Annotated in this window: 11 protein-coding genes; 8 read left to right on the top strand and 3 right to left on the bottom strand. The window is 59.2% G+C overall.

From position 1 onward, the window contains the following. The first annotated feature begins 199 nt into the window (after positions 1-199). The 8 genes from ACW9TV_RS08175 to ACW9TV_RS08140 all read left to right on the top strand — a co-directional run bounded on the left by ACW9TV_RS08175 (position 200) and on the right by ACW9TV_RS08140 (position 10825). Positions 200-397 carry a hypothetical protein gene (locus ACW9TV_RS08175; protein ID WP_494302994.1) on the top strand — a complete coding sequence of 66 codons (198 nt, stop codon included), beginning with the start codon at positions 200-202 and terminating at the stop codon, positions 395-397. Positions 398-768: 371 nt separating this feature from the next. Next, the gene (locus ACW9TV_RS08170; protein WP_494302993.1) at positions 769-1725 is read left to right on the top strand and encodes a HamA C-terminal domain-containing protein; all 957 of its coding nucleotides are present in this window, start codon (positions 769-771) and stop codon (positions 1723-1725) included. Then, positions 1722-4337 carry a DEAD/DEAH box helicase gene (locus ACW9TV_RS08165; RefSeq protein ID WP_494302992.1) on the top strand — a complete coding sequence of 872 codons (2616 nt, stop codon included), beginning with the start codon at positions 1722-1724 and terminating at the stop codon, positions 4335-4337. Before ACW9TV_RS08170 ends, ACW9TV_RS08165 begins: the two co-directional genes overlap by 4 nt. 20 nt (positions 4338-4357) lie before the next feature. Beyond that, on the top strand, positions 4358-4666 hold the full coding sequence (locus ACW9TV_RS08160) for a DCL family protein (RefSeq protein WP_494302991.1): 309 nt from the start codon (positions 4358-4360) through the stop codon (positions 4664-4666). Between the two features lie 157 nt (positions 4667-4823). After that, a complete protein-coding gene (locus ACW9TV_RS08155) occupies positions 4824-6638 on the top strand; it encodes an ATP-dependent nuclease (protein ID WP_494302990.1) in 1815 nt (604 codons plus the stop codon). After that, a complete protein-coding gene (locus ACW9TV_RS08150; RefSeq protein ID WP_494302989.1) occupies positions 6635-7906 on the top strand; it encodes an ATP-binding domain-containing protein in 1272 nt (423 codons plus the stop codon). Before ACW9TV_RS08155 ends, ACW9TV_RS08150 begins: the two co-directional genes overlap by 4 nt. A gap of 83 nt (positions 7907-7989) precedes the next feature. Beyond that, a complete protein-coding gene (locus ACW9TV_RS08145) occupies positions 7990-9273 on the top strand; it encodes a hypothetical protein (protein ID WP_494302988.1) in 1284 nt (427 codons plus the stop codon). A 208-nt stretch (positions 9274-9481) separates the two neighbouring features. After that, the gene (locus ACW9TV_RS08140) at positions 9482-10825 is read left to right on the top strand and encodes an MvaI/BcnI family restriction endonuclease (RefSeq protein WP_494302987.1); all 1344 of its coding nucleotides are present in this window, start codon (positions 9482-9484) and stop codon (positions 10823-10825) included. Here ACW9TV_RS08140 and ACW9TV_RS08135 read toward each other — a convergent pair. From ACW9TV_RS08135 to ACW9TV_RS08125, 3 genes are all read right to left on the bottom strand, one after another. Beyond that, positions 10795-11307 (bottom strand): very short patch repair endonuclease, encoded by a 513-nt coding sequence (locus tag ACW9TV_RS08135; protein WP_494302986.1) that lies wholly within the window; start codon positions 11305-11307, stop codon positions 10795-10797. The genes ACW9TV_RS08140 and ACW9TV_RS08135 overlap by 31 nt on opposite strands. Next, positions 11300-12532 carry a DNA (cytosine-5-)-methyltransferase gene (gene dcm / locus ACW9TV_RS08130; RefSeq protein ID WP_494302985.1) on the bottom strand — a complete coding sequence of 411 codons (1233 nt, stop codon included), beginning with the start codon at positions 12530-12532 and terminating at the stop codon, positions 11300-11302. Before dcm ends, ACW9TV_RS08135 begins: the two co-directional genes overlap by 8 nt. A 182-nt stretch (positions 12533-12714) precedes the next feature. Then, complete coding sequence (locus tag ACW9TV_RS08125) at positions 12715-15618, bottom strand: SNF2-related protein (protein ID WP_494302984.1); 2904 nt, start codon at positions 15616-15618, stop codon at positions 12715-12717. Positions 15619-15620 lie beyond the last annotated feature (2 nt).

Here is a 15620-nt window from a genome sequence, read left to right as displayed (position 1 = left end):
CCTGTACGGGAGCAGCACCCTTGCTGCTCCCACCACCCAATGCCCTGCCGGTCATGCCGATCAGGGCTTCTGCGCCTCATCAGGGCCGCGATTCAGTGAACACACCAATGCTCAGAATAGACACGAAGTCGAATGGATTGTGCCCCCTGTGACAAAGCTGCGGGTGGACTTCAAAGCGCGGTCACGGCGTGGTCGGGCCATGGACGACGACACACGCGAACTGATCGAACAGCTCTTCACCAGGGTTGGCATGATCATGGAGGATACCAGCCCGGTGGCGCTCCTGGCTGGTAGTGGTGATCGCGGCGCGCAAGAACATTTGGCCGCTGCGGTCGAACAGGCTGCGGAGCGGATCACTGCCCTGGCGAGCGCAATCAGGGCGTTGCTTGATGAATAATGTCAGGGGTTGAGCGATTGCCCTCGGGTCGCTCGGGAAACAACCGCTCGAGGAGGCACTTAGTTGATATCAGGCGGGATTTCCAGCGCTGCCTAACTTTCCATGGCAGCTTTTCGGGACGGTCCGGAACGTCTCTTCCGAAAACGCGAAGATGGTAAACCGCCGTTGCAGCCCGCTCACGCACGTGTCAGCTATGCGTCCCTCTTGGCCACACCGCAGATTTGGGCGTGACTCCAAGATCTGGCTTTCGCTGAAGTACATTGTTGTCGGGCTTGGCGCCCCGGTTGGGCTACCCCAAGTGTGATGCGCAACGTCATCCCCGGTTGCCTAATATTTGTAGCAATTTAAGAGCGATGAGATAAATCACAGGAATGAGCGCACTGTCCGAGATCACAGCCGAAGATCTAAACTCCGCTCTGTCCGGTGACCCGGAAGCACTCGAAGTTCATCTTGAACTAATCGAGCGTGATGTTGCAATTGATGGCCACGTCGTCAAAATACACTGTCACTGCCTTACCGTTGACGCGAACGGACAAGTTCAGCCGCAACGGCTCGCCGAGTTCATGCGAAACGCAGTTGCCACTTACGCCATTCCGCGCGCGAAGATGGCGAAAGCCAGAGAGCGTGATCTCAAATATAAAAACTCTGAAGCGACTGCTGCGCTTCACGAACAAGCCAAGCGGTCTTTTACGGACCTTGCCACAACCGGCGAGGGCGGAGAAATGCTACTGTTCCTGCTGGCCGAGCGGTTTCTGAAACTCCCGCAGATCCTTTGCAAAATGGATCTCAAGACCGATACGCGGCTGCACTATCATGGAGCCGATGGCGTTTATGCCGGCGTCTCGGAGGACGGCATTCTCAAACTATTTTGGGGCGAGTCCAAAATCTACGGCAACCCAACCGATGCCATCCGCGATTGCCTGGCCTCAATCGCGCCTTTCCTGATTGAGCCCGAGCATGAGGATGCAGAGCGCGAGGAGGATTTGATCCTACTAAGCGACAAAGCCGACTTGAATGACCCAAAGCTAACGGATGCGCTCAGGCTCTACTTCGACAAGGATTCCAAGCAATCAAAGCGGGTGCAATATTGCGGAATCGCCCTGATAGGCTTCGATGCGGACTACTACCCGTCGGAGGGAACCAAGGGCGTGGCAGATGAGATCGCGGCGGCCGCGCGCAAGGGGCTGGAAAACATCAAGAAGAACATTGGCAACCGCCTCAAGGAAGAGAAGCTCGAACAGATCGAAATCGAGATGCTGTGCGTTCCCCTTCCCTCGGCGAAGGGCTTTCGACAAGCCTTCCTGAAGGCAATGGGCCTCTCTGAATGAGCCTCGATGATCTGACATCTTGGCTATTGAATGAGGGTATCAAGGACGAAGTCGATGCTCTCACGCGTCGCATCGCGAGAACGGAGCTCGACAACCTCGTCGACGATCATGAGGGTGACGTACGGCCGATAGATTGGCCTCGCCTCCTCTTTGCAGGCAGCATTCTCGCCCGGTCTGAAAGCCGCGCCCATCAGGAGGCCGCGCTTCGGATAGCGACGGGCGCTGTGGCCTTGGATAATAGCCAACAGGTCAAAGATGCTGGCGCGGTGCTCTTGGACAAGCTCTCCAATTTTCGCGCGGTTGCGCTCGCCAACGATCGCGGCCTCCTAGAGAGCCACTTGGAAGGGCGGCTCGGACTTGGCCTCCGCATAGAACAGCAGCGCCGCCAGATCGAGCAGTCTGTCCTAATTGAATCGAGCGGGCGATGGCTTCAGGTCAACGACTTCCAACAGCGCTTTTGGGAGAACGCGAACAGCAATTCTTGGCTTTCCGCTTCCGCGCCGACCGCATCGGGCAAGACGTTCCTCGTCTTGCAGTGGCTCATCGATCACATGCGATCGGAGCCAACACGAGTCTCCGTTTACATGGCGCCCACACGGGCCCTGGTCTCGGAGATCGAGAGCAACTTGATCGCGCTTTTGGGCAAGTCGGACGATATTGAGGTTTCCTCGCTTCCTCTTCGCGAGAAATACGATGCGGCCAAAGCTGGCGGCAAGAAACTCATATTGGTGTTCACGCAGGAGCGCCTGCATCTTCTGGCAAATGCGCTGGGCGACGCCGTGAATGTGGATTTGCTGGTCGTCGATGAAGCCCACAAAATTGGCGATAATCAGCGCGGCGTGATCCTTCAGGATGCGATCGAGAGGTTGGAGCGCGCCAAAGCGGACCTGAAGGTCGTTTTCATCAGCCCTGCCACGCAGAACCCCGAAGAACTATTGGCGGACGCGCCGACTGATGCGAAGGTCGCCGCAGTCGATAGCGACTCTCCCACGGTCATCCAGAATGTCATCATCGCCGAGCAGGCGCCACGCAAACCAAAGTTGTGGAATCTCTCACTTCGGCAAGGCGAAGCGTCTTTGCCGATCGGACGGTTGAATTTAGCGAGCGCGCCCGGCGGCGTGACCAAGAAGCTCGCGTTCATCGCGGCTGCTGTAGGCGAACGCGGCGGAACTTTGGTCTATGCGAATAAGGCCGGCTATGCCGAAGATATCGCGGCCTTGATCAGCCAGTTGATCCCGCCCGCTGACGGTCCCGATAAGGAGCTGAGCGAGCTGGCCGATTTGGCGCGGAAAGGCGTTCACCCAAATTTCGCGCTTGCCTCGCTCGTCGAAAAAGGTGTGGCATTCCATTATGGCAACATGCCTTCCCTCATCCGGCTTGAGGTCGAACGCCTCTTCCGAAGCGGGAAAATTCGCTTCCTCGTCTGCACATCGACTCTGATCGAAGGCGTCAATCTTTCCTGCCGCACGATTGTCGTGCGCGGGCCTAGGAAAGGTGTCGGGCATCCGATGGAGCCCCATGACTTTTGGAACCTGGCCGGGCGTGCCGGCCGCTGGGGAAACGAGTTTCAGGGCAACATCGTTTGCATTGATCCCGACGATGATGATGCTTGGCCGACCGGGGTACCGGTCCGATCGCGCTACCCAATCAAGCGCGAAAGCGACGCCGTGCTGGAGTCCGGCGAGGGCATAGTCGGATATCTAGATCAGAGGGTTAGCACGCCTTTGGCTGAGATCGCCGAGACCGGAAAATACGAGCAGGTCGGGGCCTATCTTCTCGCCACTTACCTTCGATTAGGCTCCATCGCGCAAGCGAGCTTCGCAAAGAGACATAGTCCGCAGACGATCGCCCAACTGGAGGAGCGTTTGAGATCGATGGCGGAACAGATCGAGATCAGAGCGGACATCGCGGAAAGGCATCCCGGCGTCAGCGCCTTGGGGCTTCAGCAGCTACTCGACGCTTTTCGCGCTTATGACAAGGACGTTGAAAACCTTTTGCCCGCGACGGTCGAGAGCCAAGACAGCTACGACCGGTTCGTCACAATCATGCGCAGGATAAATGAAAACCTTTTCCCGGCGTTCCAGCCAGACGGTATCATCCCGCTTCATGCGTTGATCGTGGTCCAATGGCTGCAAGGCTTTTCGCTTGCAGCCATGATCCGCAAGAACATCGAGTATCACAAGAAGCACGGTCGAAGTTACAATCTGCCTCAATTGATCCGCAATACGATGGAGCTTGTCGAGCAGATCGCGAGATTCCGCGCACCGAAATACCTCTCAGCTTACATGGATATCCTGCGTCTACACCTTGAGCAGATCGGCCGCGAAGATTTGATCGACGACGACCTCGACATCGGCACACAACTTGAGTTCGGCGTGTCCAGTGTGACGCTACTATCCTTAATGGAGCTGGGTCTATCTCGCATGAGTGCGGTCACGCTCTACGAAAAGATCGCGCGGGACGATTTGAACAAGGAAGCCTGCGTGGCTTGGGTCGCGGAACGTGATGAGCAATTCGAAGGAATGGATATTCCCGCGATCATCGTCCGCGAAATTCGTGAGAAGCTGTTGCCGGCGGCAGAGGACGATATCTCTGCGTTGCCCGCACATTGAGAGGAAGAAGGGGAAACGGCATGCCAGCCAAACCATTCAATCTCGGTGATCTGAAATTTGCCAAGAAGGGCGATGCCGTCGCCTACCTCAACGCGATGCTGCACAAATACGACGTGGGAGACAAGGTCAGTCCTGAAGACTCCAAAGTCTTGATTGCAGCCCTTGGCCGGCATCCCGAAGGGGATAAAAAGATCGGTTGTGGGGTCGAAAGCTTCAGCGTCCGCACAGCCGACTTCGGAACCAAGTGTTTTTGGGTCAACCGAGTAGACGGCAATACAGAAAAATTCGCGCACCGTTCATGCGTTTATGGAAACGTCCGACCAGGCTGAGTCTGGCATGCTCAATTTCCAGCCACTTCGTTGGCTTCAGGCTTTTCTGCCTTTGCTGCTAAACATTTGCACCGTATCCAACTTTTAACGGCGGCTCATCTCATGCTGACAGCTTGAAACGGCTCCTATACCAGCCACTCGATAGCGAGGAGATGAAATGGAGATCGCAAGCCTTAGGATCGAGAATTTCCGAGGCGTACAGGACGGCATGGTCCGCTTCTCACCGCACACGGTGCTGGTCGGTGCGAATAACTGCGGCAAGACCACTGTAATCGAGGCGCTGGCGCTGTTGTTCGGTCGGGATCGGATGATCCGTCAGCTGACCGAGCATGATTTCCATGGCAGCAACCCGCAGCCAGCAGATCGCATCCGACTGACCGCAACGGTGATCGGGTTCCACGACGACGATCCGGCCCAGCATCCCAACTGGTTCCGCGACGACAGAGGCATCGTCAAATGGTGGAACGCGGCGGCCGGTACAGTCCAACCCGCGCGTACCGATCCGACATGGAAGCTCGCTTGCCAGATCGCCTTCTCGGCGCGATTCCACCGGCCCTCGCTTGAGGTGGAGACGCTGCGTTATTTCCACGACGACGACAGCGTCGGCGATGTGTTCGACGACGAGACAGCAACCCCGCTTCCCGCCCGTCTGATCCGCGAACTTGGGTTTTTCTTCGTGCCTGCGGCGCGGACATGGGACCGGACCGTATCGTTCGGCTCCGAGCTGTTCCGCCGCGTCGTCGCGGCAGGCAACGGACAGCCTTCGGAATCGGTTCTCGCCGAGCGCGACCGTCTGCGTGCGCCGGAAGCGAGGCTTGAGCAGGACGAACGGCTCTCGCCGATCGTCGACGCACTCAATCAGGAGCTGCGTGGCTTTTTCCGGACGAACCCGACACTGCATCTGCGCGTGACGCCTACCGATTCCGAAGGATTGCTCGAGTCCGTTGTGTCGCACTACGCCCATAATGGCGCGGACTTACCGCTCCCTGCAAAGCGCCATGGCAGCGGACTGTTGTCGCTGCAGCATCTGCTCCTTCTCCTGCAGTTCGGGCGTCTGCGGGTCGAGGCAGACGAGAATTTCTGGATGGCGCTGGAAGAGCCCGAGCTGCATGTCCCGCCGGCGTTGCAGAGGCGGCTGGTGCATCGCATCCAGTCCCTTTCAAGCCAGACCCTGATTTCAACCCACTCGCCAATGGTCGGTGCGCTGGCAGACCCGAGCGGCGTCGCGGTCCTGCGCAATGAAGGTGGCGTTTTGACTTCGGTGCCGCTGCTGCAATCAACCTTGTCGGCTGACACGCCCAACAGCATCCGAAAGCTATTCCAGGTCAATCGCGTCGAGACGATCGCGGCAGTCATGCACGACTTCGTGCTAATTCCCGAGGGCAGGACGGATTATGAATGGCTGAGTCTGCTCGTCCGCGCCGTCGATCTCCATCAGAGTTGGGCCGCAGCCGACGAATGCCGGTTTGACGCCTTTGTCGGCGTCATCCCTACCCATGACGGGTCTGTCGTGCGCACAGCGGCGGCGATGTCGCCGCTTCACCCGCGCGTGATGGCGCTGGTCGATGGCGATCCCGAAGGCGTGGGCTATGCCAATGCACTTGCTGCGGACGGCGCCCCGAACTCGGGGATCATCCTGCGCTGGTCCGACGGCTGGATGCTAGAGGATGTGATTGGCTGGATCATCGATGTCGATGCGGCCGCCTGCCTGCCGACCATCCCGATCGACAATCCTCCCGAAAATGTTGCCGATCTCGTCGCGCGCCTCAAGGACGAGGTGCGGGCAACAGGCGGGCTAAAAAAGGACAGTTCGGGCTACGAGGCGATTGCCGGTGCAATTGGCGCAAATGAAGCATGTTGCTCGCGCGCGCGGTCACTCCTCAACGCCATCACCGAAGTCGCCCAGGGGACCGACAATCCGCTCTTCGTCGCGGACCCCAACCATCCCGCCATCAAGGTCTTCACCCCTTGACCATCCAGGCCGTAGAGGGCGGTGCCGGGTGCGGGAAGACATACCGGCTGATGGCGATGCTGGCGGACCGGCTTGAGACCCATCCGCTAGCCTACGCGCAGCGCGTTCTTGCGCTGACCTTCATGCACGGGTCGCGGCGGCGCCTGGCCGAGCGGCTCAGTTCGGTCGCCAATCTGCGCGGGCGTGTGGAATGCTGCACGATCGACGCCTTTGCGTGGCGCATCTATCGCCGGTGGCGGGGACTGGCAGGTGCGCTCGACATTGCTCCTGCAACCGAGGGCGAGTTCGATCGCGTCTGTGAGGCGGCCGGATTGCTGCTGGAGCAACGGCAAGTCTGCGCCTGGGTCGCGGCGAGCTTCCCGATAGTGCTCGTCGATGAGGGGCAGGACCTCAAACCAGAGCGCCTGCGCATGCTCAAGGCGCTGGCGGGCACCATCCATGTGCTGATCGCCGCTGACGAGTTCCAATGTCTCGACCAGGCACTTCGCCCCAATCCTCTGGTTGACTGGCTAAAACAGGACGCCGAGCCGGAGACATTAGTGCATGTACGCCGCACAAATGCGCCGGGTTTGCTCGCGGCGGCGACCGCGATCCGCGCAGGCAATGCGCCAGTCAATGGTGCCGGATTCAGGCTGCTGCCACCGGGCGCCAGCGTGCCGCTCGCCGCGACTTTGCTCGCCAATGCCATCGCGTGGCGGCAAGGCGGCGGCGATGTCGCAGTGATCACACCGTCTCTGCAAGGCGGGTTTGCCACTTCAGTTGTCGCCCGTCTCGCCCAGGGGCCGTGCGGCCAGCAGCAGAATGGACCCTATACCGTTCACTGGGAAGGCAATGACCGCGACGAGGCGCAGGCGATTATTGCGGGTCTCGATCTTGCGGCCGACGCGCCGGCTGCTGCGGCCTGCGCAGCACTGCGAGCGATGCCGCGCAACGGCCCCGTGCGTGCGACACTGTCATGGACCGAAAACCAGATTCACGCCTGCGGACGGGTAAATTTCACCCGCGCTGAGATCGAGGCCGTAATCGCGCGACAGGTTTCGCTGCGACGACAGTATGGTGGCAGCGCGTCGCATCAACTGACGGCGATGACGGTGCAGCAGGCCAAGAACAGGGAGTTCGAGGGCGTTGTGGTCATCTGGCCTTATCAGGTGGGCGGCGATGCGGAACACAAGCGCCGCCTGCTCTATAATGCGATCACCCGGGCAAGTCGATGGTGCAATGTCATCGTCCAGGGCCAAAATATTCTCGCTGCCGCGCCGTTCGCCTGAAAGCTCGACCTCATGTGGGCGACGTCACGCGGAGCGCATCGCTTGATGCGAGCACTAGCACCTTGCCAGAAAAGGGGAACTGCGTGGCAAATTTCAACGAAGCTGATGTTCAGAAACACCTCGAAGCGGTCGGGCTCGAGACGGTTATCGTCGATGCCGAGCCGCTGCTCGACGCCGCTCTACCGATCACGGGCAACGAACTCGACGAATACGACGAGCCGGAATTCGAGCTATGGAAGCTCCTGAAACGCAAGGCGGTCGAGAAGCTACGCTGCAATCACCGGCTCGCAATCAGCGGTCAATTTCTCGGGAGCGCGATCAATTTTCCGATCGACAAGACGCGGCACATGTTCGTTGACCTGCTTGGTGCTCACGAGGATGGATTGTTCGTCCTTGAGCTGAAGATCGACAAACCTGCCGAGCGAAACGCGTTCACCGAACTGCTGGGTTACAGCAACTACATTGCCGGCCTGTTCCCCGGAATCGGCGGCAGGGACATCCTCAACATCCTCGTCACGCCGATGGACGCTAAGATCGCAAGGCAAGCATATCTATACGATCTCTTGATTTCCGACCGCAGCGTCATTTTGTACCGGCCGGATTTTCCGGCAGGGACCGCGGAGAGCCTTCGACTGGACCTCTACATTCCCCAAGACGAGGAATTCCAGCACTTCGCCAACCGGATGCTGTCGCACCAGGCGATGTCGTGCGTGGTCGCGTCATTCGAGGATATTCCTGGATGGATCGAATACGACGTTGCGGATCCCGACACGCTTCCGACCTACACCTGCGAAGCTCTGAAGAAGATCACCGCCTATACCGCTCAGATCATGGAGCACGAAGGCCTTCACGGATTCTGCTACGTCCGCAAGCGCTGGCACTCGATCCAGGTGCGTGCCTTCGGCCAGGCGCGAACTGATCTGATAATCTGCGCGATCAACCCGTTCCGCCTGATTGATGAGGAGAGAATCAACCTCGTCACCGATCAATTGCTCGAAGACGACCGCGCCGTCTTCACGGATGCACCGCTCAACGGCTTCATTGGTCGCCTCCTTCGCCTTGCCAAAAACTCGCTCGCGGAATGCGTAGACGCCGAACATCAGGTCTGGCTGGAAACACCCTATTGGGGGGCGATGGTGACCGATATGATCGAAACTGTGTTTGCCGACCACCTGGGTTTTCGGCCGACCGGGATGTTTCGGGAGGCCTACGTGGAACAGCTCGCCGCGACGCGGCGGTATAATGCCACCTTTCCGGCCTTGGCTGTCGATGTCGAGCGCCTGCAGGTCGATGACATCGGCAATTGGCTTAGAGCATGGCAATTCATGGAAGCTTGTGGCTTTGTCGCCGGAGAAGCGGGCGACTAAGCGAAACCGACGATCATAGCCGCTTTTCCGACCTTGGGGGCACCCCGGGCTCCCTGAAACCCGCCCTACCCAGCCAGCTCAAGCAGCATGAACGGATGTCAACTAACAGGGAGCCGGAATTCAGATCCGAACTTCCGCTTTATCAGCAGTCTTGGCCAAATCCCAGCAAACGCTGTTCAACTGCCATCCAGCGTAATATCGATGCGCCATGCCCGGCATTGCCTCCATTGGTCAGCTACAGGCGCTGTTGCGCGGACAAGGAGTCCGCACCGCGTATGTGAAACACCTCTCGTCTAGGCAGGACAACGAAAAGAACCAGATTTACCTGGGTGGCGGTCTGGACGGCGTCACCAACCTTTTCCCGGCAAACATCGAGGTCCGCTCAGCCAGTGCAAGTATTGCCAAGCGGAAATCTGCGGCTGGAAAGCCGAAGCTGGAGGCCCGGATAGACTTTGCCTGGCTCGGCGGGAACGGGGCCCGTTATGACGCACCCAACACCAGAATAATCGACTACTTCCAGTACCCGGAAGTACGCATGTCGGGGTTTCTGGCAGGATGCGAAGAAGGGCCTGAAGCGCTGCGGCGGAGAATGCTCGCCGACTTCGGCAAGCGGATCCTGGTTATGGGCACGGCGTCCGATGGCAAAGTCGTGGGACTGGTCCTGACCGAACGCGACGATCCACTGGTTGCCCGATTTCCTGATCTGCCGCTGGCCGGAGCGCGCGGGGTACTCCGGGTACTGCCCGTAGATGGTGCGGCGGGCACCGATCCGGGCGAACTCCTCCGCAATGAACTCGCCGCAATTGTGAGCAGCGGTTGGCACTCCTCGCGCATCAACCGGGGTGGTAACATCGTGCCATTCACCGGTGCACAGGGGGGAGGTTATACCCTGGAGGCCCTGCTGGGCGTGGCTGCCAACGGTAACAAGGCTCCCGACAAGCACGGGTTCGAGATCAAGAGCTTTTCTGGCGACCGTATCAGTCTGATGACCCCGACCCCGGATCTCGGGTTTCAGGGTACCCACACGTTCCGGGAGTTCATGGAGCGCTACGGTCACCCGGCCGTGAAGAACGACGGATCGCTGCGCTTCACCGGCCTGCACAAGTCTGGCCTGATCAATGCCAAGACCGGCCTTGAACTCATCGTGCAAGGTTATGACCGGGGCGAGGATGCCTTTGGCGATGCGGCGGAAGTTTCAGTCGAACTTCGGCATCACGAAACCGGAGAGGTCGCCGCTGCCTGGTCTCTCGAGAAACTGGCAAACTGCTGGAATGCCAAACACGCAAATGCGCTCTATATCACCTTCGAAAGCCGCGAAGGTGCGGTCGGCATCGCCGAATATCGTTATGCACCGGCCTGGGTTCAGGGGCGCGGCACGGATGTCTGGCGGCTTCTGCGAGCGATTGACCAGGGCATCGTATTTTACGACCCGGCGGATACCATCTACGCGGACAATCGGTCGAAGGTGCGGCCGCAGTGGCGAATCAATGCGCGGCGGCTCCGCGAAGCGATGGCCGCGCTCTACGCTGAAACGTCGACCGTGACCGTCTGACTGCCGCCGATCGACGAGAATGGCTCGTTGCCATCGAGAAATGCGTAGCACCGGGTAATCACCTCGTCGAATGACATGCGGCGCTTGCCCTTCAGAGTGCACTCCCAGACTTCGAGAACCCGCCATCCGGTCTCGAGCAGCTGGTCCCGGGTCTTGCGATCGCGCATGATGTTGGCGGTTAGCTTCTTGCGCCATTTGGCTTCCCCGGCTGTGTTCTCGTCCTTTGCGGGCCACTTGAACAGAGCACAGTCATGGCCGTGCCAGAAGCAACCATGCACGAATATGACGGCTTTGCGTCCGGGGAAGACGAGATCAGGCTTGCCGACGAGCAGCTTGCCCTTCCGCCGATAATTGCTGCCCAGCCGGAAGCGGAGCCCGCGCGCATGCAGGGCCCGCCGTATCGCAAGTTCCGGCTTGGTATCCTTGGGTCCGATGCCGGCCATCATCCTGCTGCGGACCGCGGGCGCGACGATGTCAGCCAACGACCAGCAGCTGCTCTTCCCGATCTTGGACCGGCTGTCCCTGACCGAGCATCTTCATGATCGACGGCTCCATGTAGCGTGCGATCGCCTCGACGACCGGCACGACCACCGCATTGCCGAACTGGCGGTAACCCTGGGTGTCCGACACCGGAATATGCCACTTGCGGTCACCGTATTCGAAGCCCATCAGCCTGGCACATTCGGTAGGTGTCAGGCGCCGCGGGCGTGTTCCCTTCTGGGCGATCAGGATTTCGGATCCATCCTTGTGATAGCGCGCCGACAGGGTGCGGGTGACATCGCCCGGACCGAACATGCTGTAGCCGAAGCCATTGCCTGCCTTCTCGTGCTTGGCGCGATAGTCCTGCAGGTACTGCCACAGCTTCGGGGTCAGCGTGTATTTCGCGTCCACCTCGTTATGCGACTGCAGAACGGACTGCAGAGTGGGCCATTCTTCCTCGGGCGGGATCATGCTGTCGAACCCGTCGAAACTGAACCCGACGTCCTTGCGGAAGCCTGCGATAAAGATTCGCTCGCGCTTCTGCGGGACCCACGGCTCGGAACTCACGATCCGCCAGTCAATCGCATAACCCAGATCATCCTCGAGCGTTCGGCGGATGACCTCGAAGGTCCTTCCCTTGTCGTGGCGCTGCAGGTGCTTGACGTTTTCGAGCAGGAACGCGGCTGGCCGATGATGCCGGATGATGCTTTCGATCTCGAAGAACAGGTTGCCCTGTTTCTCGTCGGCAAAGCCGTGCGCGCGGCCGAGCGAATTCTTCTTCGAAACGCCGGCCAGCGAGAACGGCTGACAGGGGAACCCCGCCAGAAGGACGTCGAATTCAGGGATCTTCGACGGGTCTGCGCCAAAGGGACGGATATCTCCCACCATCACATGATCGGAGCCGTCAGGGAAGTTCTTCCGATATGTCTCGTTCGACCAGCGGTCCCACTCGCTGGTGAAGACGCAGCGCCCGCCGATCGCCTCGAAGCCGAGACGCAGACCACCGATGCCAGCGAACAGGTCGATGAAGCGGAAACGTGCCGGAGGCTGCGAGGCCAGTCGTTTGGCGGCGAGTTCCTGTACCTTTTCCTTTACGAGCTTCGGGGCAGCTGCCTCGCCCGCCACATAGCGGCGGATCTGGCGGGGGGAAATGCCGAGGACAAGCTCGGCCTCCTCGAGCGACAGTCCGGATTGTCTGAAAAAGATACCGAAGCTGTCGTTGCTCATGCCGAATTCCCCGTCACGCCCCGGCAGGAGAACCGGGTCAATTCGTGACGGAATGACATAGAGATTCCCAGAGGGCAAGTTATTTGTTCCTGCTTTGATCCAAAGTCGAGGTGGTTTCCACAGTGACGTGCAGAGGTCTTTGGAGAAGCCATGAAATCCCGCGGAGACCCGCGCCGCGTGGGCTAATTTGCATCAGTCGAAGATACCTGAATCATGAGACCGGGCAGTAATTCAACATCTGGCTGAGTCAGATGCGTTTCCAGTTCCTGAAGCCAGGCCAGTCGACTTCGGGCCGCAAGCCTCGCGTTCTCGACCCGCCGTTCGAGACCGGCGAGCATGCCCGCCCGTCGCACGTCGATCTCCACATCGGCTGACTTCACCCTTTCAAAGTGTGCCTGTCTGGATTCGACCAGATCTTCCAGTTCAGCCTTCAGTTGGGACCGACGTGCAGCAAGTTCACTTCGACAGTCCCCCAGGATCTTCTCGATCGATGCATAGGCCTGACTGTGCAAATGCTGCCTGGCGTGGTCATCAAGTGCTTTGCGAAGTTCCTTGCTGACAACGGTTCTTCTGCCGCGAGATTTTGGAAGCGGCTGTTCTGGTCTTCCAAGAGGATTGAGAAGGTGAAGGACAATCTCTCGTTTAAGGATGCTCCAGCCGTCAGCACCCTTCATGAAACCCACCGTGAGTAACTGTGCGGGAACAATTACATTTAGCCATCTCGCATCGGCCAGCCACCACTCGCGAACGAGAAGCCGATCCTCGTCAGCTTCACGCTGCTGGGCTTCGGTTGGGGCTGACGCAAAATGTTCCTCCAGCTCATTCAGGTCTGGTTCCGGGAGCAGCGACACTGGATCAAACAATCCGGCACGCAGGAAGACCTGCTTGCCACGCAGGACTCCCGTTACGGGATGTGCAGGGTCAAACTGGACCGTCAAACATTCATCCTGACAGCGGCCGCAAATGCGTCGGGCCAGATCGAGCCCTCCTTGGACGATCTCCTCGTGCACGACTTCGCCATGATCGAGAAAGCGCAGCAGCCTGCCGCCCACATCGCCCTCATCATAGTGCACGGTATTGCGGGGGGGCCTTGCAAGGTGCCTGCGGCGCCATAGGAACGGAATATGGCCAGCCATCCAGCCACCCCTAGGTATGACTGAAATAGGAATTGTAGGTTCCCTCGGATTTCCTCCGTACCAGAGTGTGGAGAATTTGAGGCCTTCGTCTTCCCTCTCCCGTCTGACGCTGATGTCGAACACGTTGGCCCTGTGGAGAAGTTCCAGAAAGCCTTTGAGACCCTGCTCACTTCGCGCAGTGAAGGTCGCATCGTCCGAGATCCTCAGGACAGGTTCGGGCAAGGGAGTCTCCTGCAAAGAGTCGTAACTGGCTTGTGCTCGCGCAGGGCTGAACGGGCTGAAGTGACCCAACAGCGACATCGACCCGGTACTGGCCCAGTTCTCTGAAAGACCGGCAAGCCGGTTTCGGGCATCAGCGTCCCCTCTGAACGCAATGGCAGCCAGTGCACTACTGATCTCGGATTCGGTTTCAGGGCGCAGTGGAGGGAGAGGTTTCTGGTAAACACCAAGAGTTTCAAGTGCCGCTACCACTTGCGCCTCCGGCGTGACAGGCTGCACGATTGACCAGATCCGGATGTTTCCGAAATGCCGACCTGCATCGCCTCTAGCCAGACCATTGGGCCGAAGCCGGTCAAGACGCCCCGTCAACTGATCGATAACATCGATATCCCAAGGCGAACTGTAGAAAACAATATTTCGGGCGAAGTAATGAAGATTGAGTCCGGCTTGCACCCATTCACCGATCAGAAGCACCCGGGCGTGCCCTTCGGAAAATTCGGAGAGCTGACGATGCATGGACTCGATATCGGCCGCCTCGCCCTCGGTGCGCTCGCTCGCACGTCGCAACGTTGCGACAGGGAAATCATCATCCCCTTCAGAGAAATACCGCCGCAGGCGTGTCTCAAGATAATCGATAGTCGGATTGTCGCCAGCAACAATGATCACCTGCTCGCCAGGATGCTCTGTCCAGATCCCGGCAAGGATGTCGAGCAGCGTATCGCACCGGCTGTCGCCAGGCGTCTCGGAGGACCGGCGGACAGCCTCCTCAAGATCCGGATTGGAACGCAACCGCCGCTGACCACGCGTTGAGTCAGTCCCGCGGTGCAGGGCTTGGGCCGCTCGCCAGACAAACGCGCCATCTTCATCAGCCTCTCGCAGCCATTTCATGCCGAGATCGACACGGGCGACCTCGCCCGCGAGGGGGTCGGTCTCGACCCTTTCGTAACGTCGTCCCGGAAGATACCTGCTCCAGTCGCTCCGTGTCGAACGGATGATGCGTCGCTCCCGGCTGTACGTACGCCATGCTATCTCCCGATCTGTGACCTTTCCGCCATCAATGTCATCGAGGGCGCTCTTCTCCATTTCATCGAGGTAGACATCAAGATCAACGGACCGGTTTGAAGCAATCCCGGCCCGTTCTGGCTCGAGTATCGTCATCATCTGCCTGCGCCGCTGCGGATCAGTAAGGCCGGGAGTTGCTGAAAGGATCAGCACTTCGCGGAAATCCGGTGCCCAGGTCTCAATCGCACGCATCGCCGCCACTGGCAAAAGCTGGGGCTCGTCTACAATCAGCAGGTCAAAGGCAGCCGGATCGAGATTGAACTGTCCTGACTGAATACTCTGGGGCCTGACAATCCTGACAACCGTGTCCCTGTCATCAGTGCCTTCGCCCAAGACCGTTGCCTCGATATGCGCCCTGGTCCAACACTCATCGAGCCATTGTCGGACAAGGCGGTCAGGAACGACTACCACGGCCTTGTGGTCCGGGTTCTGGTAGCGCAGGGCATTCAGGATCATCAGGGCCTGAACAGTCTTTCCCAGCCCCACTTCGTCGCTGATAAGGTGCCGAACGGAAGTATCCGAAATGATGCGCCGCACGGTCTCCAGCTGATGCGGATAGGGTTCGGCAGCTACGCCGAGAGCACCACCCAAGGCTGGTCCAAGCGCCTCCGCCTTTCGGCGCAGCGCCTGAATGCCGATCGTCAGACAAAGATACGGATCGTCAAGCACGT

It is taken from the genome of Sandaracinobacter sp. T42, assembly GCF_059115405.1.
The sequence above is the reverse complement of the archived record's forward strand: the minus strand, read 5'-3'. Positions and strand labels throughout refer to the sequence as shown.